This is a genomic window from Shewanella sp. 30m-14, from assembly GCF_052977125.1.
Map to the genome: position 1 here is coordinate 104,672 of NZ_JBRILW010000001.1, position 19,982 is coordinate 124,653.

The following is a 19,982-nucleotide window of genomic DNA, read 5'->3' on the forward strand; positions in this document are numbered from 1 at the left end:
GTATAAATCATTATAATCATAGGCAAAGAATTATAGATTAAGGGATGCTCATGGCTCAAATGTTGGCAAGTGTCGATCAACGAACCAAGCTGGTCGGTGAAAATCGTCTCGAGTTATTATTATTTCGAATAAGTGCGACTCAGCTGTTTGCCATTAACGTTTTTAAGGTCAAGGAAGTCGTTAAAGTACCACCTCTAAGTGCAATGCCTGGTAGCCACAGTAGTATTATTGGCGTCGCGAACCTTCGAGGTCTATCTATACCCGTTATTGATTTACGTAAGGCGATAGGGTTTCGTCCGTCAGTCATACAGCCTGAGAGTAATCTTATCGTTACTGAGTATAACCGCTCGGTACAAGGCTTTTTAGTGGATAAAGTCGAGCATATCGTTAATCTGACTTGGGGGGATATTATACCGCCACCAAAAACGGTTGGACGAGATAATTATTTAACTGCAATAACGCGAATTGAGTACCAAGATAAGCAAGAGTTGGTGTCAATAATCGATGTTGAAAAAGTGCTTGCTGAGATTATACATTACGACATTAGATTATCGGATGGTGTGCTCGATGAGCAGCTGTTGCCGTCAATGAGCGGGCGTAAAGTATTGATTGCCGATGACTCTGCTACGGCAAGAAGGCAGGTACGTGAGACGCTTGAGCAGCTAGGGATTGAAGTCATTGAGGCCACTGATGGCCTTGTGGCACTCAATCAGCTAAAAAAATGGTGTGACGAAGGCAAAGTGATAACCGATCACATTTTAATGCTGATCACCGATGCTGAAATGCCCGAAATGGATGGATATAAGCTCACTCATGAAGTGCGCAGCGATAAACGTATGGCAGACTTGTTTATTACGTTAAATACCTCATTGAGTGGTAGCTTTAATAATGCGATGGTCGAGAAAGTCGGTTGTAATCGATTTATTTCAAAATTTCAACCGGACTTACTCGTAGAAGTGGTACAGGATAAATTAAGAGAGACATTAATGGGCTAGTTTCAGCTAGTGCAATCGAGCACTAAGATTAACAAGTTTGCTTGTTAGTCTGCGTGCTCTTCTCTTAAGTCGCCCAATACTTGCTTTTTTAGCTCTGGTACGGCGGCGATATTAATTTGTGCGATACGAACGGCAAAACCGAATCTCTCTTTACCCACGATGGCGACAACATCTTCTAAAAACCGTTTATCTAAGGTGAATTGTTTGGCATAAAATGCGATGGCCTGGCTTACTGAGCGATAATTAACGCCATCGAAACTAAATGAGGCATCATAGCCGTAGTCATCAATTACTACACCGTTTAAACTTAACGGCCAGCCGCTATAATTGACTCTGTCTCGGGCGATTTCATACATCATCCAGCCGCTCTTTTTAAAGCCACCAAAGACTTTATCTTCAAACTCTGACTCTTCAAGTTCTTGCTTGGTCCAATTGACCCCAATGGCTAAGTGCTTCTCATAGATCCGCATTAACTCGTCTTTAACGGCCATTTTACAGTCCCAAATAGAGGTGAGCTTATGCTGTTTAGCCAGCCTTAAGCATTCGCTACAGCAAGGAACTGTTAGGGAAGGGTGCGGAGTATAGGTTTCTTTTAGATAGCCCCACTCTTGATTGCTTGGCTCGCCACAAAACCAGCAATGATGTCTGCGATCAAACGGGATATCGATTAATGGGGTTATCTGCGACACGGGATATTTTCCTTCATGATAAAACAAAGCGCACAATGGATTAGATTGTGCGCTTTGATGTAGCAATAACTTGGTCAGTACAAAAAGAGGTTGTTTATTACTCTTTTTCAACATCGACTAGCGATGTAGCCAATACGATTGGGTCGACTTCTTGACAGTCTTGATCGGCAATCCAGTCAACGCCAATTAATACACCATCGTCATTTAAATCACTCACCCAGAATTCTAAAAACTCTTCAAGAGTGATGGCTACTGCTTGGTAACCTTCCCATTCGTCAGTGCAGTGACTTTTGGCTTGAGCTTCTTCAGACCATAAAGGCATCACATCAGTGGCTTCGTATTCAGACGAGTCACAGACTACCCAACCTTCACCGGTTTCATCTTGAAGGCCCCAAACAACCTGGGATTGTTTTACGTTATTGATGAAACTTTCTACTGCTGGAGTCATTTCAGTCATGATTAATCTCTTGTTTGGTTAGGTGTAAATAAGCCATATTTCAATGTGTATTAGTCTGCAACTGGCTTAGCATTTTAGCAAGTCATTTAAGGTAATTATCTCTAGCTGAATATAGCAACAGTATCTTATATCAGCGACTTTAGGTCGCAATTTAAGCATTTGCTACACATTCGTCATTTCGGCGTAATATTAGCGTGAATTTAGTCTATATTATGCTGCTAGCATAGTATGCTATTTTACAAGGCTTGCTAAAACCTCGCGAAAACTCTTAAGAAGTCACTCAAGGCTCAATGCTTGAATGAATTTCAGCCAAGATGAAGCGAGTTTAAGGTAAGTTTAATCAAGCCACGTCATTTTGTACGTTACAGTCATTCATTTTGGGAGTCTTCTATTGTTTAAATCAATCCCCCTGGCTACAGCGCTTCTACTTACAAGTTCAGCTGTATACGCAACGTCTGAACAGCCTAATTGGGCAAGCTGTGTTGCTGAGCTACAACAAACCGCAAAAGCTCAAGGTATATCACAACACACTATCGATACGACGTTGGCAAACGTTAAATACGTGCCAAGAGTCATAGAGCTTGATCAAAAACAACCAGAGTTTAGCCAGTCGTTTGAGAACTACTTTACTAAACGTGTTACCGATTGGCGTGTGGAGCAAGGTCGCAAGCTCTATCAAGAACATAAGGTCTTGTTAGATAAACTGGCAAAAGAGTACGGCATTCCGCCTCAATATCTTTTAGCATTTTGGGGGCTAGAAACGAATTTTGGCTCCTATAAAGGCAAGATGTCAGTTCTTGATTCTTTAGCAACACTAGCCTGCGATCCTAGACGTAGTCAGTATTTCACTACCGAGTTAATGCAGGCGCTAAAGCTTAAAGAGCGCTATAACTTTGCTGAAACAGACATGGTCGGCTCGTGGGCTGGTGCTATGGGTCATACACAATTTATGCCTTCTGCTTATGCAAAATATGCGGTTGACGGTAATGGGGATGGTAAAGCTGACCTGTGGAATAGCACCGAAGATGCGTTGACCTCAGCTGCTAACTTTTTACAAAATCTTGGTTGGAAGCGCAATGAGCGTTGGGGGAGGGAAGTCACCTTGCCAGCCAACTTCTCTTATGCCCATTTGGGTAAGGCTGAAGCGCAGCCTCTTGTTCGATGGGCCGAACTGGGTATTACTCAAACTAACGGCTCGCCGCTGAGTACACCCGACATGCAAGCTGCACTTTATTTACCATCAGGTCATACCGGCCCTGCATTTCTCGGCTACGACAATTTTGATGTGATTATGCGCTGGAATCGTTCGACATTTTATGCGATAGCGGTAGGCCATCTTGCTGATAGAATTAATGGTGCCGTAGCGTTAAAGGTTGCACCACCTAAGATGCCAAGCTTAAGTCGATCTCGCGTTAAAGAGCTACAAGTTCAACTTAATAGTTTAGGTTATGATGTTGGTAAGCCTGATGGCATATTGGGCGCTAAGTCTGTAAAAGGGCTGCAGGCTTACCAAAAGAGTCAAGGGCTTGTCGCCGATGGTTATCCTGATGAAGCGACTTTTAAGGCGCTGAAGGTTAAGTAAATTATCCGTTAAGTCAGTTATCAGTTAAGTCAGATACCGATTAAGTAAGCCAAAACTAAGTAAAGTAACCCCAGTTCAAAGTGAGTGAATTTATTTAATTTTGACAAAGATGTATTCAAAACGAATGCATCTTTATTTTATCTAGTTAGATAACACTAGAGGCTTAAGGCGAGTTTTGCTAAGCTGCGGCCACAAAATTAGAGTTAAGGAATACCATGAGCATTAAAGATGATTCAGTCGTGCAGTTTAACTACACATTACGTGATTCGCAGGGCGAAGTATTAGAAACCAATGAAGGTTTAGACCCTATTGCATACCTTCATGGCCATGACAACATGATGCCTGGTGTTGAAGATGCTCTGACCGGTAAAGACGTTGGTGCTAAATTCTCTGTAACGCTGCCTGCGAGTGAAACTTATGGTGAGCGAAATGACGATGCTGAGCAGCGTGTTTCTGTTAAGCACCTTCAAGGTGCGTCGGTATGGAAGCCAGGTATGCGTGCACTGATCAATACCGATGAAGGTCAACGTCAAGTCACTATTATTAAAGTGGGCAAGTTCATGGCAACTGTGGATGTTAACCACCCACTAGCAGGCCGTGAATTGACTTTCGATCTTGAAGTGATCGACGTACGTGATGCGACCAATGAAGAGATTGCTCATGGTCATGCCCACGGTAAAGGTGGTCACCACCACTAAGCTAGAAGCTGGCGCAATCGCAATCAGCCGTTCTGAGCCCAACATTGGTTGGGCTTTTTTGTTATTTTAAACCGTGTAGTTTAAAACATATTGTTTTAAACCTGTAGTTTTTAGAGATGCTACCCCTTATGATTATTCACTTTAGCGCTGGGAAATTGGTTGTTTCACCTTTTGAAATTCAAGTGCGTTTAGAAAATGGCTGTCAGCTATATGCTATGGTTGATGACATTAAATTTCACCAGGATGCTTTGATACTTGTTGCTGATGCTGGCGCAGTGCGGTGGAATATCAAATTAGATTCAACTGAGCAATTGCAACAAATAATGCAGGAGCTGGGGATCGGCGAATAAACTCATTCGCCAGTTCCGTTGAGCTTTACATGACTCTTTTGTAATTTATTATCGTTTCGATATTAGCCTCGACCATGAGCAGACATTAAATCCAATTCAGGCCCGTTGGGCACAATTCGGCTTGGGTTTATCGTGTCATGGCTAAAGTAATAATGTTGTTTAATATGCTCAAAATTAACGGTTTCAGCTATTTTTGGTAGCTGATAGATGTCTTTTAAATATCCCTGAAGGTTGGGGTAATCAACAATGCGTGTTTTATTGGTTTTAAAATGGCCAACATAAACAGCATCGAACCTAATGAGCGTGGTAAACAGCCTGATATCGGCTTCGGTGAGCTCTGAGCCGGTTAAATAGCGTTTGTTTTCGAGTAACAATTCAATTTTATCTAGTGCATTAAACAGATCGTTATAAGCCTCATTGTAAGCCGTTTGCGTGGTAGCAAAACCTGCACGGTAAACGCCGTTATTAATTGCCGGGTAAATAAAGTCATTGAGCTCATTAATTTGTTGACGCAGATGTGCAGGGTAAAAATCTTTAGTGTTACCCGTTAAATGATCAAACTCGCTGTTTAACATGCGTATTATTTCTGATGATTCGTTACTGACAATCGTTTGGTTCTGTTTGTCCCATAATACGGGCACGGTAACGCGACCATTATAGTTGGCTTGGGCCTTTTGGTAGATCTGGTAAAGGTAGTCGGTTTGATTAAGTGTGTCTTTGTCTGCACCATCAATATGCAGGGCAAGCTGACTTTGTTTATCACCAGCAAATTCCCAGCCGTTACTGAGCATATGCGGTTCAACAATGCTCAGACTGATGATGTCTTCAAGACCTTTCAGTTTACGAAAAATGAGCGTTCTATGTGCCCAGGGGCAGGCCAGTGATACGTATAAATGATAACGATTCTTTTCGGCTTTAAAGGGGACAAGCCTTGAATCAATAGTCTGTTCATCGGCGGTGATCCAGTGACGAAAGCTTGACTCCTGGCGCTGAAATTGGCCATCGTTATCTTTAGTTGAGTACCATTGATCTACCCATCGTCCGTTTTGAAGAAGACCCATCTTGAATACTGCCTTATTTTTGATTATTCACCTAACAAGCTTATGTGCTAAATAGTGATAAATAAAGTCGATAAAATAGGATTAACCATTCTAAAACTGTGAACATAATTAAGGCTTTATGGTTTATGATTTTATCAGCTTGAGTTGTAAACTTGGGTCAGAGTCACTATAGGCTAACGGATTGTAGGCTGGTATTATCACTGCCTATTTAACAATTCTAATTGCAAAGGGACACTATGTCAGACTCCAAACTTGAGCGTATTACCATTGAACCCACCCGAGAAGCCAAAGCCTGTGTCATTTGGTTACATGGCTTAGGAGATTCAGGTGCAGGATTTGCTCCTGTTGTCCCCGCGCTGGGATTAGGTAATGATCATTGTATACGGTTTGTTTTTCCCCATGCACCAGAGCAAGCGGTGACAATTAACGGTGGTTATGTCATGCGTGCCTGGTATGACATTAAGAGTATGGATTTGCATGATCGGGCTGACATGGTTGGTGTAAAACAGAGTGAACAAGCGATCATCGGTTTAATTGAAGAACAGGTCGCATTGGGCATTTCAACAGACAATATTGTGTTAGCTGGGTTTAGCCAAGGTGGCGTAATGAGTTTATACACTGGCTTGAGGTTACCCCTGAAATTAGCCGGGATCATGGCTCTGTCTTGTTATTTACCCAGTGGTGACTCTTTGCCAGATGGGATCTCAGGTGTAAACCAAGAGACGCCAATTCTTCAGCATCACGGCATAGATGACGATGTCGTTCCCGTCACTGCAGGCGCAACAGCACATGAATTGTTGAATAAAGCAGGTTTTAACACCCAATGGAAAACCTACCCAATGGCGCATAATGTGTTGCCTGAGCAGTTACGTGACATCTCTATTTGGTTACAGCAAGTCCTACCAAACGCAAAATAAAATCTGTTCGATGCTTTTTTGAGCAGGTCTTGTCGATGTTTTATCGTTAGGCCTGTTCGCTATTGAGGATAATCCGATAATTTACGCCTTATGCATAATCTTATGTATTGTTTGACTTTATTTTACTATTTACTGCCAATATTTCTACCCGCTTGGTTTATTCCCCTTGTTGCTATCCCCCTTGTTTTTTGGTTAGAACTATCTCTGTCATAATTTGTATATAAAAGAGTCGCTTAGATCACGATGTGTAATAATTGTGACACAAATTACGCCTAAGCTTTGATAAGATGGCTTGGCGCAAAAGGAAATGATGCCTTTTGCTAGATAACGATAAAATTACAAAATATAAAAAATAATCAAGGGGTTGATTGTAATGAATAAGATTTTACTAAAAGGACTCGTCGCGACGGCTGTTGTTACAGCGTTAACGGCTTGTGGTAGTGATAATAACGATGACAACAAGTATATCTCAACTGCCTGTGCTGAAGCGGGTGATGCTTGTACTATTTTTACCGTGATTCATACCAATGATAACCATGGCCGTTTTTGGGCTAACAAAGATGGTGAATACGGTATGGCTGCACGTAAAACTGCTATTGACAATATTCGTGATGAAGTCGAGCGCGAGGGCGGCGAGACTATCCTGCTTTCTGGTGGGGATATTAATACAGGCGTACCAGAATCAGATATGCAAGATGCGGTACCTGATTTTATCGGTATGGGCATGCTAGGTTATGATGCGATGGCTGTTGGTAACCACGAGTTTGATAACCCACTAACAGTATTGGATATGCAGGCCAATATTGCTAAATTCCCAATGCTAGCTGCGAACATCTATAAAAAAGATAGCGAAGGAAACCCAACGCAAGAGCGTTATTTTGAACCATACCGAGTGTTTGACATTAACGGCCTAAAAGTCGCGATCATTGGTTTTACTACAGTTGATACACCAAAGGTTGTAAGCCCTGACAACGTAGAAAGCCTGCATTTCACCGATCCTAAAGCTGAACTTCAAACTGTTATGGCAGAAATTGAAGCTAATGAAACAGTCGATATGGTATTTGCGTTAACCCATATGGGTCATTACGCAAATGGTGAACATGGCACTGAAGCACCTGGCGACGTTAAATTAGCTCGTTCTTTAGCTGGCACTCCATTTGACGGTAAACTCCAAGCTATCATAGGTGGCCATTCACAAAATCCAGTTTGTATGGAAGGTGATGGTTATGCAGACTTCAAACCTGGTGATGAGTGTAAACCAGATCAGAAAAATGGTACTTACATCATGCAAGCCCACGAATGGGGCAAGTATGTTGGTCGTGCTGACTTTGAATACATCAATGGCGCATTGACATTAGCTAGCTATAAGTTGATCCCAATTAACCTAAAAGAAGAAAATGAGCAAGAAGAGCTTGTTTTCATTACTGAAGAGATTGAACAAGACCAGTTAGTTATTGATGCGCTGCAACACTATCAAGATCTTGGCCAGGAGTTACTTGATGTGGATATTTCAAGCACAGACGGTAAGCTTGAAGGTGATCGTGCGGTTGTTCGTGCAGAGCAAACTAACTTAGGTCAGCTGTTGACGCGTGCCTATGCGGATTGGGTTAGCGCAAACTTTGACGCTTCTGTCGATTTCGGTGTAATGAATTCTGGCGGGATCCGAGATTCTATTGCCGAAGGTACGATTTCATACCGCGATGTGCTAACTGTTCAACCATTTGCTAATGATGTTGCTTTTGTCACTATGACGGGGGCAGAGGTTCAAGATTACCTTGCCAACGTTGCTCTGAAAACAGGTGGCGGTATGGCTCAGCTATACCCTATGGAAATGAACGTTGCTTGTGATGCCATTGAAATTAACCCTGATGCAACTTCTGCTGATATCGTTAATATTTCATCTCTAGGCGGACGGGAGTTTAACCTAGCCGATAATTACACTTTCTCATTGATTAACTTCAGTGCAAAAGGTGGCGATGACTATCCAGTAGTGACTGCTCACGCTAACTACATAGATACTCAACGTAGTGATGCATCAGTTCTTCGTGAATACTTCGAGAAGAATCCAAGCATTAAAGTAGCTGAATACGCACCTCTAAATGGTGGGCATCCTAAATTCTTCCGTGGTGGTTCAGAAGTTAAGAGCTGTGCAAAATAACCGCTTATAGTCTTTAGTTTTACTTAGTCGGTAAATTAGACAATCTAAATTTAGTGGCTTTAAAGTTTAATAAGTTCCTAAAATCCAGTACTTGCCTTTGTGCGTACTGGATTTTTTAATTTTGGGTGCTTGGAGAGACGGTAGCTTTTTACCAACCAATAAAATTTTTATTTAACCCTTGAAAAGGGAATATTCGATCCACATATTAGTAATAAGGTCGCTCAATGAGGGCCTAAACAAACTATTTAAAAGTTGTGCCTTCGGGGCAACATTTAAATAAGAAGCGCGAATTAGCGCTTCACAATCGGTGCGACACGTGTCGGCCAACATACTTTCATATTGCTTAATACAAGGATATACTCATGAGAAACTACGACTTAACCCCACTATACCGCAGCGCTATTGGATTTGACCGCTTAGCTCAACTTGCAGAACACGCGGCATCTAATAAAGGCAATTCCGGTTACCCTCCATACAATATCGAATTGATAAATGAACATCGTTACCGCATTACTATGGCCGTAGCGGGCTTTACGATGCAAGAACTTGATATTACCAGTGAAGGCGACAAGCTGTTAGTGAAGGGCATAAAGGCTGAAGAGAAAGAAACTCGTAAGTACCTTTATCAAGGCATAGCTGAGCGCGGTTTTGAGCGTACCTTCCAACTAGCAGACTATGTTACTGTGGTTGGCGCAAACTTAGAGAACGGCTTGTTGAATATTGATCTGAAGCGTGAGATCCCTGAAGCGATGAAACCAAGAAAGATTGAAATCGCTAGCACGAGATTACTCGACGCAGAGTAATCGCGCGAACTCATATAGCCTATTCAATAGGTCACATTCAATAACTGAATTTAAAAAGGGAGCCAATTGGCTCCCTTTTACTATTGGGTGATGCGCGTCCTAAATTGGATGATGCATTTAGTCACTAAAAATGAACACAGACTATGCTTTCATCGCCTTTTCACCGCGGGCAAGACCGACAACACCTGAGCGAGAGATCTCAACCACCTTGGTCACATCTGCTAGCGCCGCAATACAAGCATCGAGTTTTTCTGTTGTACCAATTAATTGCACAGTATAAAGACTTTGAGTGACATCAACAATTTGGCCGCGGAAAATATCGGCTAATCGTTTCACTTCTTCACGGTTGTCACCGTGCGCCTTTACCTTTATCAATGCCAGTTCACGCTCAACATGTGCTGATTCGGTAATGTTAGAGACTTTAAGTACATCAATAAGCTTATGTAACTGCTTCTCTATTTGCTCGAGTACATATTCGTCAGCATTTACAGTAACGGTCAATCTTGACAAGGTTTTGTCTTCTGTTGGCGCGACCGTTAGGGTCTCAATGTTATATCCGCGCTGTGAAAATAGTCCTACAACGCGTGAAAGGGCGCCGGATTGGTTCTCAAGTAATACACATATAATTCGACGCATTAGCTTTTCTCCGTTTTACTTAGCCACATTTCATTCATTGCACCACCACGGATCTGCATTGGGTGAACGTGCTCGGTCTCATCGACATGAATATCCATAAACACCAGTTTGTCTTTCATGCTGAGTGCTTTTATAAGACCTGCTTCCAAGTCAGCTGGATTGCTAATCGTCATTCCTACATGGCCGTACGCTTCAGAAATCTTGGCAAAATCAGGTACTGAGTCCATGTAAGACTGTGAGTGACGGCCTGCATAGATCATATCCTGCCACTGCTTAACCATACCCAAAAAGTGATTGTTTAGGTTAATAATAATCACCGGAATATCATATTGTAGCGCGGTAGAAAGCTCCTGAATATTCATCTGAATTGAGCCGTCACCGGTAACACAGATAACGGTTTCATCTGGCATTGCGAGTTTAACGCCTAACGCGGCAGGTAGACCAAAGCCCATAGTTCCTAGGCCACCAGAGTTGATCCAGCGACGTGGCTTATTGAATGGGTAATAAAGAGCGGCAAACATTTGATGCTGGCCAACATCTGATGCGACATAGGCATCACCGTTAGTTAGCTTATGCACGGCTTCGATGACCTGTTGCGGTTTGATCTTTTGGTCATTCGTTGAATATTTAAGGCTATCAACAGCTCGCCACTTGGCAATATCACTCCACCACGCATCATTGGCACCTGGATCGGTAATACCATAGTCGTTGGTTTCGATCTGCTTGAGCATATCGTCTAGGATTTTTTCGGCAGAGCCTACAATAGGAATATCGACCCGAATTGTTTTTGAGATTGAAGAGGGGTCAATATCAATATGTAAAATTTTGGCATTTGGACAGTACTTTTCAACATTATTGGTCGTACGATCATCAAAACGTACACCAATACCAAAAATAAGGTCGCTATTATGCATGGCCATATTGGCTTCATAGCAGCCATGCATACCTAGCATGCCGACACTATTTTTGTGGGTTCCAGGAAAGGCGCCTAGACCCATTAGTGTACTTACCACTGGGATCCCAAGCTTTTCTGATAAAGCAAGAATTTGTGCATCGCAACCAGAAATTACCGCACCACCACCGACATAAAGTACTGGCTTCTTAGCTTCAAGTAGCGCTTGTAGGCCACGACGAATTTGACCTTTGTGTCCGGTTGTCGTTGGGTTATATGAGCGCATGCTGATATCTTCAGGATATTGATAATCATGCAAAATTGCCGGGTTCATACAGTCTTTTGGAACATCAACTACTACCGGTCCTGGGCGACCACTTGAGGCGATATAAAACGCTTTTTTGATAATGGCTGGAATGTCTCTTGGATCGGTGACCAAAAAGCTGTGTTTAACCACTGGGCGTGAAATACCAATCATGTCGCATTCTTGGAATGCATCATTACCAATAAGATTACTGGGTACCTGGCCTGAAATAACAACTAATGGAATAGAGTCCATATACGCGGTTGCGATGCCGGTAATGGTATTGGTTGCACCCGGTCCGGAGGTCACAAGTACCACACCAACCTCGCCAGTTGCACGGGCGTAACCATCAGCCATATGCACTGCAGCTTGTTCGTGACGTACTAGAATATGTTCGATATTGGATTTTTCGTGCAGAGCGTCATAGATATCCAGAACAGATCCGCCTGGATAGCCAAAAATATGTTTTACACCTTCATCAATAAGAGAACGGACAACCATACTGGCGCCAGATAACTTCTCCATAATACTTCCTCTTAAGTTACCGCGACGGTATGCAGTATCTCGATACAGCGACGGTAATCGCTCTAATAGTTAAGCTCAGACGGTAATCTTCACTCGTGAAATGCCGAAAAATGCTGTTAGAAAACTAACTACAGTATTAAATTGCTCGGCAAACATTCAAACTGAATGTATTTTCATCATATAAAACCCTTGGTTTATTACAAGTGATTTAATTGAAAAACTGTTCTAATTGAAGAATTTTCATTATCGCTGCAAAAATAGTGAATAAAAATAGAGTATTTATAGGGAGGTAGTGCTCGCAACATTACTGCGAGGAGGTTAATGATAGGAGGTCGATTAATGATGGCAGAGCAATTATTTTGAGTTTGGTTATTTAAGATGATTAGGTATGAGGGCGGTTATTTAAGAGTACGATTATTGAACTTTGGTAGTCTAAGTGGAGTTTTTGGGCGTTATTGAGGAGAATGGCAAATGAGGTTGCTGATATAGAAAATACTAAATACTGAGCCTTGCTGTGGATACAAGGCTTAATGCATACACTTTTAATAACGAGATTTATCAGTGATATTTCCCTTATGCTTGTTCATTAGTCTCTATAGGCTCATGGCTGCTTAAAAACTGACAACAAGCGACTAGTATCACCGCCGAAAGCATTAAGGCTGAGAACGGCACTGCTGTACCTGTATAAAATAGGGCTAACAAGGGGCCTGCTAACGCGCCAAAACCAAACCTTAAGGTACCAATTACAGCTGTTGCAGTACCTGTTTCCTTTTGAAATTTCATCAGCACAATCGCATCAGCGTTAACCGACATCACACCTAGGCAAGCCATTAAGGGCAATAACATCATCACTGTAAACAGGTAGTTTAGTCCTAATAGGTTAACTATTAGCAGAGCTGTACCTGCTATAGCGCCGAAAAAGGTTGCTACTTTGAGCATACGTTTTGAACCATAACGTCCAACGATTTTGCTATTAATCACATTGGCTAGCATTAATGCGCCTACGTTAGTACTAAACAAAATTGCAAACACTGATTTATCGAGTCCAAACACTTCCATATACACAAATGGTGATGCGGTTAAGTAGCAGAAAAAAGCAAATGAGGTTAATACGCCACTGGCTATATTGAGTTTAACTCCCTTCTTAGTAAACACGGTGGCATAAGCACCAAAAAAGGATTGTTCACTTCTACTTGAAGGATCTTTATCGCTTGGCATATTCAGCTTTAGGCTTACTAAAATAAGCAAGGTTAGTGCATAAAATGCCAGGATAAAAAAGATAAGCTGCCACTCACCAAACTCTAGAATTAAGCTCCCAATGCTTGGGGCTATTAATGGTGCTAACATCATGATTAAGCTGACATAAGACATGCCTTTAGCGGTGTTTTTCCCATACAGCTCTTTGATATACCCCGGAACAACAACCGTGGCTGCAGCGCCGATAAAAGCCTGAAAAAAGCGTAAAGCCAAAAAGCTTTCTATCGTGGTGACGAACGCAAGACCTAAACTTGTGAGCATAAAGCCAGTTAAACCAAGAATGACCAATTTTTTTCTGCCAAACCTGTCGGCTAGGGGGCCGAAACAGAGCATGCCTAAGGCGTAACCTGCTAAATATAAGCTTAATGATTGCTGTACTAAGGTAATGTCAGTATGAAAACTCGATGCAAGTGTAGCCATTGCGGGGAGATACATGTCAATGGCGAGTGGCGTGATAGCGACAATAGCCGATAGCATAGGGATCAACAGCGTTAGGCTGGCACCAAAAGGATATTTATTCGTCGTCTGGTTATTTGCTGAGTTGTTCAACGGGACCTCTACATCTTGTTGCTTAATTGTGTAAATAAAACGAAAACTATCATTTCAATAGCTGAAAACTGTTTGCTTATGGCAAAAGACTTTGCGGAGAAATTTCAATTTAACGCTAAAAGTGTATGTACTCGATCTGGTGGTACTTACATTGCGGTCTAAACAGGTAAATAACGGGTTTAGCGAATGAAAGGAACACTTTAATGTAAGGAATAACTAAAGTGTCAGATGCCATTATATTAGCGTTTTAAACTTAATAATCAATCCTTGTTGAGCTTTATTTTCCGCGTTAGCCCAGGCAATTTGTAAGCAAACATCTTTGTCTTTCCAGTGTCTCTTTTCTGTAGCGAGTACCTTTATTGTCCGTTAAAGATTGTCTTAAAAATGTCTTTTAGCTGTCATCTTAGCGTCTTTTATTAGACCTAAATTGGGTGGCTTTAAACAATGCTTGTGTTTACAAGTCGTCGATAATGCCGGCTTTCTTACCCTGAAGATGGATGAAAGGAATAATAATGAATAATCAATTTAAGCTGCTCCCTGTTTTACTTGCAGCTTGTTGGGTTACCGCTTGTAGTGATGATGGTGATCAGGGCGCGGCTGGCCAAGATGGAATGAATGCGCTCGTGTCAGTCTCTGAACTTGCACTAGGCAATGACCAATGTCCATTAGGCGGACAAATGCTGACCACAGGATTAGATTCAAATTCAAATGGTATGTTAGATGACAGCGAGATTGATACGACTCAAACTCAGTATCTTTGTAAGGAAAGTACCAATGGCTCTCAAGGGGGGCTGACCGCAGAGTTGATTGGCCGCTATCAGAGTCATATTTACGGGTTAAGTGCTGCAGAGATTGTTGATTTCCATGTGGACTCACAACGGATCTTTGTCGTGAACGCTAAAAGCGGAAAAGTCGATGTTTTAGACGGTGCAAGTTTGAGTTTAGATGATGCAGTGACTGGATCGGGGGCATTAGCGCTCAATAACATCAATAAACTTACCGATATTGATGTCAGTGCGGATTTAAACTTGCAAAGGTTGGGGGGTGTAAACAGTTTAAGCGTATATGGTGATCTACTTGCTGTAGCGGTAGAGCGCGCAGATGATAAAGGTAATAGTCGGCAGGGACGCGGCTATATTGCGTTTTATCGTTTAGACAATAGTGGTGAAAGTGAATTGATCCAACAGGTTGAGGTTGGTTATTTGCCTGATAATGTTGTCTTTAACCGAGATGGGTCATTGCTGTTAGTGGCTAACGAAGGTGAGCCTAACTCGGCGTACAGTGTCGATCCTGAAGGGAGCATTTCAGTGATTGAAATCAAAGATGGCACTCCTGAACCTACTGCGACAGAAATGGGCTTTACAGCGTTTAATGTTGGCGCTTTAAGAGAAGATGAACTGAGTCCATTAATTAAAGTGAATGGACCCGGGGCGAGCGTCGCTCAAGATCTTGAGCCTGAATATATCGCAGTGAGTGAAGATAATACTAAAGCTTATGTGTCATTACAGGAGAATAATGCCATTGCAGTGATTGATCTAAAGAGCAAAACGATTGATTCAATATTGGCGCTCGGGCTTAAAGATTATGGTATTGAGCAAAATAAAATTGATGCCAGTGATAAGGATAATCGAGTTAACTTCGTTGCCTATAAAGATGTTTATGGCATGTATCAGCCAGATACTATTCAAAGCTACCAATGGAAAGGTGCTAATTTTGTTGTCACTGCGAATGAAGGCGATGCACGAGATTATGATGGTTTTTCTGAAGAAGCACGAGCAGACGATTTAATCTTAGATCCTGCACACCCGCAGCTTATTGCCGCGCAAGATAAAACTCAACTTGGCCGTTTAAAAGTCACCACAAGTATGGGCGATAGCGACAATGATGGCGATATGGATCAAATCATTAGTTATGGTGCGCGTTCATTTTCTATTTGGGATGAGCAAGGGGAGCAAGTCTTTGACTCAGCATCTGATTTTTCCAGAATCACAGCCGCCGTTCTTGGTGAGCAGTTTAATAACAATAATGATGAGAACAAAGGTGATAGTCGAAGTGATGATAAAGCCGGAGAACCTGAAGCGTTAGCTATCGGCAAGATTGCTGGCAAGTATTACGCTTTTATAGGCCTTGAGCGCAATGGTGGCTTTATGATTTACGATATCAGTAACCCTTTCGAGGTCAGCTTTGTTGATTATCTTGTTAACCGAGATTTCGATGCCGATTTTGAAATTAATACCGATACAGGTGAGGTGGTAGGCGATGCGACCTTAGCGGGCGATTTAGGTCCAGAAGGAATGAAGTTTATTGGAGCAGAAAACAGTCCAACAGCACAGCCTCTGTTAGTGATTGGCAATGAGGTTAGCGGCACAACTAGCGTTTATGGGTTAACGTTTAAACAAAATTAAAAATTGCTAATGTTTTAACGTATTAGATAATAAAAAACTCCGTTACCCTAAAGTGACGGAGTTTTTTATTAATCGAAGCTAGCAAGGGGGATTGCCTCTTCAATCAGTCTTAATCAATGAAGCTTAGAAACCGCGAGGTAGTTGACCTTTACCCGCTAGCTTTTCACGCCAAAGTTCTTTTGGTGTTTTACCACCGTTTTTGGCTGCAGGTTTAGCCGCTTTTTTCACTGTTGCTTTCTTCACAGTCGCTTTCTTAGCGGCTGGCTTAGCCGCAACGGTCTTTGTTTCTACTTTAGCTGCTACAGGGGCACTATTGCCGCCAACTTCAGCTAACATCGCTTCTAACTCACTAAAGCGTAAAGATTTACCGCCATCGATTTTGTACCAGCTACCTTTCTGTTCAATCTTAACAGCTTGGCCATCACGCTGAGTTAGTGCTGTCTCAAGTGAGCTGATAACTTCTTCTTTGGTCAGTTTTGACATAATAATAACCTGTTTATTTTTGTGTGTACTTGAAGGTTTGTAATGATTTTATCGTTTAATGTACCGTAAAGTCCAATTTTAGCCGGATCTGGCTGAATTTCTATGATGTTTTGAGCACTTTAGCCTAATTGGTGAGCTAAGTCGGTGTGATTTTTGAGCAATGATTATAAATGGCGTGTTTCTGCTTCAACTATATATTTGTAGTAACAATAGGTTAAAATGCATTTTTGAGTATTCTTGGCGGATTTATGACTCGGACCGAATTAAGCCAATATTTGGCAAGTTTTTTACAAATTTCGAACTTTAAAGACTATGCACCAAATGGATTGCAGGTTGAAGGTAAGCTACAGATCAATACCATAGTAACAGGTGTCACAGCTTGTCAGGCGTTGATTGATGCTGCCATTGAGTTGAACGCGGACGCTATTTTGGTTCATCATGGATTTTTCTGGAAAAGTGAACCAGAAGTGATTGTAGGCATGAAACAAAAGCGTATTAAGGCCTTGCTGACAAATGATATTAATTTATTTGGCTATCACTTACCGTTAGATGCGCATCCTGAGATTGGCAATAATGTCCAGTTAGCAAAAGTGTTGGGGATCGTGGAGGCTGAAGTTATCGACAATGTAGCCCAAGGTTTAATTTGGCGAGGAAAGCTGGCAACGCCCACAATGGCTAGTGACTTTAATCAACAGATCTCTAATAAGCTAAACCGTCAATGCCAGCATTTAGGCTGCCAAGATGCCATGGTTAGCACTGTGGCTTGGTGTACCGGCGGCGCACAGGATTATATTGATATTGCAGCAAGTATGGGGATTGATGCCTTTATCAGTGGTGAAGTGTCTGAGCGCACTTATCACTGCGCAGTAGAGCAGGGCGTACAGTATTATGCTGCTGGCCATCATGCTACCGAGCTTTATGGTATTCAGGCGTTAGGCGCACATCTAGCAGAGCAGTTTGGGGTTAAGCATCACTTTGTTGATATCGTGAATCCGGTATAACAGCTTAATATAACAAACATTTGATAATAAAAAAGCCGCTAATTAGCGGCTTTTTTTGTTTTGAATGACTCTAAACCCGATATTGGGGTTACTTCACTTTCATGCCAGGCTGCGCGCCTTCATGTGGCTCCATGATCCAAAGCTCTTTGCCACCAGGCCCTGCGGCCAATACCATGCCTTCAGATACACCAAAGCGCATTTGACGTGGGGCAAGGTTAGCGACCATGACAGTAAGCTTACCTTCTAGATCTTCTGGAGCGTAAGCTGACTTGATACCGGCAAAGACTTGCTTGGTTTCACCGCCTAAATCTAGCTCTAGTCGTAAGAGCTTGTTGGCTTCTTTAACGTGTTCAGCTTTTGCAATGCGCGCAATACGCAGATCAATTTTAGCGAAATCATCAAAGCTTATCTCTTCAGCGATAGGATCTTGCTCAAGCGGAGTCTTAATCTCTTGCTGCACTTCAGGCTCTGCAGTCACTTGCAGGTTTTCTTTTGACGCTTCGATAATTGCTTCAATACTCTTCATCTCAACGCGTTGCATCAAGGCTTTGAATTTAGCAATTTCGTGATCAGCAAGATCGACATCTAAATTGTCCCAAGTCAATTCCATCTGTAAGAAGGCTTCAACATCTTGAGCAAGTTTAGGTAGCACAGGCTTAAGGTAGGTCACCAAGATCCGGAACAGGTTAAGTGCATTACTGCAAACCTGATGTGCTTCTTCTTGCTTATCTTCTTCTTTAATTAACTGCCATGGCGCTGAGTCAGCGACATAAGCGTTAGCGATATCAGCAAGTGCCATGATTTCACGCATCGCTTTGCCGTATTCACGGGTTTCATAGAAGTTCGCAATGATTTCTTGCTTAGCTAAGAAACTTGTCGTCAGGCTAGTGTCTGCAATTTTAGCGAGCTTGCCGTCAAAACGCTTACTGATAAAGCCTGCGGTACGTGACGCCAGGTTAACCAACTTGCCGACTAAATCTGAGTTTACGCGCTGGGCAAAATCTTCTAGATTCAAGTCTAAATCATCGATTCTGCTGCTAAGCTTAGCCGCGTAGTAGTAACGAAGATATTCTGGATCTAGGTTATCAAGGTAAGTACGTGCCTTAATAAAGGTACCTTTAGACTTTGACATCTTAGCGCCGTTTACTGTCACATAACCATGTGCATAAACACTGGTAGGCTTACGCAGACCTGCACCTTCAAGCATGGCTGGCCAGAAGAGACTGTGGAAGTAAACGATATCTTTACCGATGAAGTGATAAACTTCAGCTGTAGAATCTTTGCTCCAGAAATCGTCAAAGTTTAGATCATCACGCTTATCACATAGGTTTTTAAATGAACCCATGTAGCCGATTGGCGCATCTAACCAAACGTAGAAGAATTTACCGGGTGCATCTGGGATCTCAAAGCCAAAGTAAGGTGCATCGCGAGAAATATCCCACTGCTGCAGACCTTGCTCAAACCACTCTCCCAGCTTATTGGCCATCTCTTGTTGTAGAGAGCCTGAGTTGATCCACTCTTTTAACATGCCTTCAAATGCTGGCAGGTCAAAGAAGAAGTGTTCAGTGTCTTTCATGATTGGTGTCGCACCCGATACAGCAGACTTAGGATTGATCAAGTCAGTGGTGCTGTAAGTGGCGCCGCAGTTATCACAGTTGTCGCCATACTGATCTTCTGACTTACAACGTGGGCAAGTGCCTTTTACAAAACGGTCAGGCAGGAACATTGACTTTTCAGGGTCAAATAACTGTGAAATGGTTTTGGTTTTAATATAACCCGCGTCGCGTAACTTGATATAAATTTGACTCGCTAGCTCACGGTTTTCATCACTGTGAGTGCTGTGGAAGTTGTCAAATTGAATATTGAAGTCAGCAAAATCCTTTTCATGCTCTTTTTGAACTTGAGCAATCATCTCTTCTGGTGCAATACCCATCTGTTGTGCTTTAAGCATGATTGGCGTGCCATGAGCATCGTCAGCGCAGATGTAGTGACATTCGTGCCCACGTAGCTTTTGGAAACGTGACCAAATATCGGTTTGAATATACTCAAGCATGTGACCCAAATGGATTGGACCGTTAGCATACGGAAGTGCACTAGTGACGAGGATTTTACGTTGTGAATTTGCCATCTTTTCTCAAAATCGCTGGGAACCTAATTAGAATGGCATAGATACTAACCGATCCAATAGATAGTTTCATCAAAAGCTCGCACAAGTGGATT

17 protein-coding genes are annotated in these 19,982 nt (G+C 42.2%); 9 read left to right on the forward strand and 8 right to left on the reverse strand.

The features are described from left to right. Positions 1–50 precede the first annotated feature (50 nt). Positions 51–995: a chemotaxis protein CheV gene (locus ACVBIU_RS00470; protein WP_447161363.1), complete on the forward strand. Its 945-nt coding sequence runs from the start codon at positions 51–53 to the stop codon at positions 993–995. A gap of 44 nt (positions 996–1,039) precedes the next feature. Here ACVBIU_RS00470 and ACVBIU_RS00475 read toward each other — a convergent pair whose 3' ends face one another. Both ACVBIU_RS00475 and ACVBIU_RS00480 read right to left on the reverse strand, forming a co-directional pair. Beyond that, positions 1,040–1,684 (reverse strand): hypothetical protein, encoded by a 645-nt coding sequence (locus ACVBIU_RS00475; RefSeq protein WP_447161362.1) that lies wholly within the window; start codon positions 1,682–1,684, stop codon positions 1,040–1,042. A gap of 97 nt (positions 1,685–1,781) precedes the next feature. Further along, the gene (locus tag ACVBIU_RS00480; RefSeq protein ID WP_447162854.1) at positions 1,782–2,141 is read right to left on the reverse strand and encodes a DUF2750 domain-containing protein; all 360 of its coding nucleotides are present in this window, start codon (positions 2,139–2,141) and stop codon (positions 1,782–1,784) included. A 391-nt stretch (positions 2,142–2,532) separates the two neighbouring features. Between ACVBIU_RS00480 and ACVBIU_RS00485 the strand changes: the two genes are divergently transcribed. The 3 genes from ACVBIU_RS00485 to ACVBIU_RS00495 all read left to right on the forward strand — a co-directional run bounded on the left by ACVBIU_RS00485 (position 2,533) and on the right by ACVBIU_RS00495 (position 4,771). Then, positions 2,533–3,723: a lytic murein transglycosylase gene (locus tag ACVBIU_RS00485; RefSeq protein WP_447161360.1), complete on the forward strand. Its 1,191-nt coding sequence runs from the start codon at positions 2,533–2,535 to the stop codon at positions 3,721–3,723. Between the two features lie 215 nt (positions 3,724–3,938). Beyond that, positions 3,939–4,421 (forward strand): FKBP-type peptidyl-prolyl cis-trans isomerase, encoded by a 483-nt coding sequence (locus ACVBIU_RS00490; protein ID WP_447162853.1) that lies wholly within the window; start codon positions 3,939–3,941, stop codon positions 4,419–4,421. A gap of 128 nt (positions 4,422–4,549) precedes the next feature. Then, complete coding sequence (locus tag ACVBIU_RS00495) at positions 4,550–4,771, forward strand: DUF3389 family protein (protein ID WP_447161358.1); 222 nt, start codon at positions 4,550–4,552, stop codon at positions 4,769–4,771. A gap of 62 nt (positions 4,772–4,833) precedes the next feature. Here the strand turns inward: ACVBIU_RS00495 and ACVBIU_RS00500 are convergent, their stop codons facing one another. After that, a complete protein-coding gene (locus ACVBIU_RS00500; RefSeq protein ID WP_447162852.1) occupies positions 4,834–5,832 on the reverse strand; it encodes a glutathione S-transferase family protein in 999 nt (332 codons plus the stop codon). 236 nt (positions 5,833–6,068) lie between these two features. On the opposite strand from ACVBIU_RS00500, the gene ACVBIU_RS00505 reads away from it, so the two are divergent. The 3 genes from ACVBIU_RS00505 (at position 6,069) to ACVBIU_RS00515 (ending at position 9,710) form a co-directional block, all read left to right on the forward strand. Next, positions 6,069–6,749, forward strand: coding sequence for an alpha/beta hydrolase (locus tag ACVBIU_RS00505; RefSeq protein WP_447162851.1), 681 nt, complete (start codon positions 6,069–6,071; stop codon positions 6,747–6,749). 373 nt (positions 6,750–7,122) lie between these two features. Next, positions 7,123–8,907 carry a bifunctional UDP-sugar hydrolase/5'-nucleotidase UshA gene (ushA, locus tag ACVBIU_RS00510; protein ID WP_447162850.1) on the forward strand — a complete coding sequence of 595 codons (1,785 nt, stop codon included), beginning with the start codon at positions 7,123–7,125 and terminating at the stop codon, positions 8,905–8,907. A 362-nt stretch (positions 8,908–9,269) separates the two neighbouring features. Then, positions 9,270–9,710 (forward strand): Hsp20 family protein, encoded by a 441-nt coding sequence (locus tag ACVBIU_RS00515; RefSeq protein WP_447161354.1) that lies wholly within the window; start codon positions 9,270–9,272, stop codon positions 9,708–9,710. Positions 9,711–9,851: 141 nt separating this feature from the next. Here the strand turns inward: ACVBIU_RS00515 and ilvN are convergent, their stop codons facing one another. The 3 genes from ilvN to ACVBIU_RS00530 form a co-directional block, all read right to left on the reverse strand. Continuing rightward, a complete protein-coding gene (ilvN, locus tag ACVBIU_RS00520) occupies positions 9,852–10,346 on the reverse strand; it encodes an acetolactate synthase small subunit (RefSeq protein ID WP_447161353.1) in 495 nt (164 codons plus the stop codon). Then, complete coding sequence (locus ACVBIU_RS00525) at positions 10,346–12,067, reverse strand: acetolactate synthase 3 large subunit (protein ID WP_447162849.1); 1,722 nt, start codon at positions 12,065–12,067, stop codon at positions 10,346–10,348. Before ACVBIU_RS00525 ends, ilvN begins: the two co-directional genes overlap by 1 nt. 573 nt (positions 12,068–12,640) lie before the next feature. Then, positions 12,641–13,873, reverse strand: a complete 1,233-nt coding sequence (locus tag ACVBIU_RS00530; protein ID WP_447161351.1) for a multidrug effflux MFS transporter — start codon at positions 13,871–13,873, stop codon at positions 12,641–12,643. 512 nt (positions 13,874–14,385) lie between these two features. On the opposite strand from ACVBIU_RS00530, the gene ACVBIU_RS00535 reads away from it, so the two are divergent. Beyond that, positions 14,386–16,278 carry a choice-of-anchor I family protein gene (locus tag ACVBIU_RS00535; RefSeq protein ID WP_447162848.1) on the forward strand — a complete coding sequence of 631 codons (1,893 nt, stop codon included), beginning with the start codon at positions 14,386–14,388 and terminating at the stop codon, positions 16,276–16,278. Positions 16,279–16,401: 123 nt separating this feature from the next. Here the strand turns inward: ACVBIU_RS00535 and ACVBIU_RS00540 are convergent, their stop codons facing one another. Then, a complete protein-coding gene (locus ACVBIU_RS00540) occupies positions 16,402–16,761 on the reverse strand; it encodes a hypothetical protein (RefSeq protein ID WP_447162847.1) in 360 nt (119 codons plus the stop codon). Between the two features lie 248 nt (positions 16,762–17,009). Between ACVBIU_RS00540 and ACVBIU_RS00545 the strand changes: the two genes are divergently transcribed. Next, complete coding sequence (locus ACVBIU_RS00545; protein WP_447161348.1) at positions 17,010–17,762, forward strand: Nif3-like dinuclear metal center hexameric protein; 753 nt, start codon at positions 17,010–17,012, stop codon at positions 17,760–17,762. 88 nt (positions 17,763–17,850) lie between these two features. On the opposite strand, the gene metG is transcribed toward ACVBIU_RS00545, so the two are convergent. After that, complete coding sequence (metG, locus tag ACVBIU_RS00550; protein ID WP_447162846.1) at positions 17,851–19,890, reverse strand: methionine--tRNA ligase; 2,040 nt, start codon at positions 19,888–19,890, stop codon at positions 17,851–17,853. Positions 19,891–19,982: the final 92 nt, after the last annotated feature.

Bases quoted from the DNA above. Each gene is read 5' to 3' on its own strand.
- ACVBIU_RS00470 (WP_447161363.1), top strand. From the start codon at position 51: ATGGCTCAAATGTTGGCAAGTGTCGATCAACGAACCAAGCTGGTCGGT.
- ACVBIU_RS00480 (WP_447162854.1), bottom strand. From the start codon at position 2,141: ATGACTGAAATGACTCCAGCAGTAGAAAGTTTCATCAATAACGTAAAA.
- ACVBIU_RS00490 (WP_447162853.1), top strand. From the start codon at position 3,939: ATGAGCATTAAAGATGATTCAGTCGTGCAGTTTAACTACACATTACGT.
- ACVBIU_RS00495 (WP_447161358.1), top strand. From the start codon at position 4,550: ATGATTATTCACTTTAGCGCTGGGAAATTGGTTGTTTCACCTTTTGAA.
- ACVBIU_RS00500 (WP_447162852.1), bottom strand. From the start codon at position 5,832: ATGGGTCTTCTTCAAAACGGACGATGGGTAGATCAATGGTACTCAACT.
- ACVBIU_RS00505 (WP_447162851.1), top strand. From the start codon at position 6,069: ATGTCAGACTCCAAACTTGAGCGTATTACCATTGAACCCACCCGAGAA.
- ushA (WP_447162850.1), top strand. From the start codon at position 7,123: ATGAATAAGATTTTACTAAAAGGACTCGTCGCGACGGCTGTTGTTACA.
- ACVBIU_RS00515 (WP_447161354.1), top strand. From the start codon at position 9,270: ATGAGAAACTACGACTTAACCCCACTATACCGCAGCGCTATTGGATTT.
- ilvN (WP_447161353.1), bottom strand. From the start codon at position 10,346: ATGCGTCGAATTATATGTGTATTACTTGAGAACCAATCCGGCGCCCTT.
- ACVBIU_RS00525 (WP_447162849.1), bottom strand. From the start codon at position 12,067: ATGGAGAAGTTATCTGGCGCCAGTATGGTTGTCCGTTCTCTTATTGAT.
- ACVBIU_RS00535 (WP_447162848.1), top strand. From the start codon at position 14,386: ATGAATAATCAATTTAAGCTGCTCCCTGTTTTACTTGCAGCTTGTTGG.
- ACVBIU_RS00540 (WP_447162847.1), bottom strand. From the start codon at position 16,761: ATGTCAAAACTGACCAAAGAAGAAGTTATCAGCTCACTTGAGACAGCA.
- ACVBIU_RS00545 (WP_447161348.1), top strand. From the start codon at position 17,010: ATGACTCGGACCGAATTAAGCCAATATTTGGCAAGTTTTTTACAAATT.
- metG (WP_447162846.1), bottom strand. From the start codon at position 19,890: ATGGCAAATTCACAACGTAAAATCCTCGTCACTAGTGCACTTCCGTAT.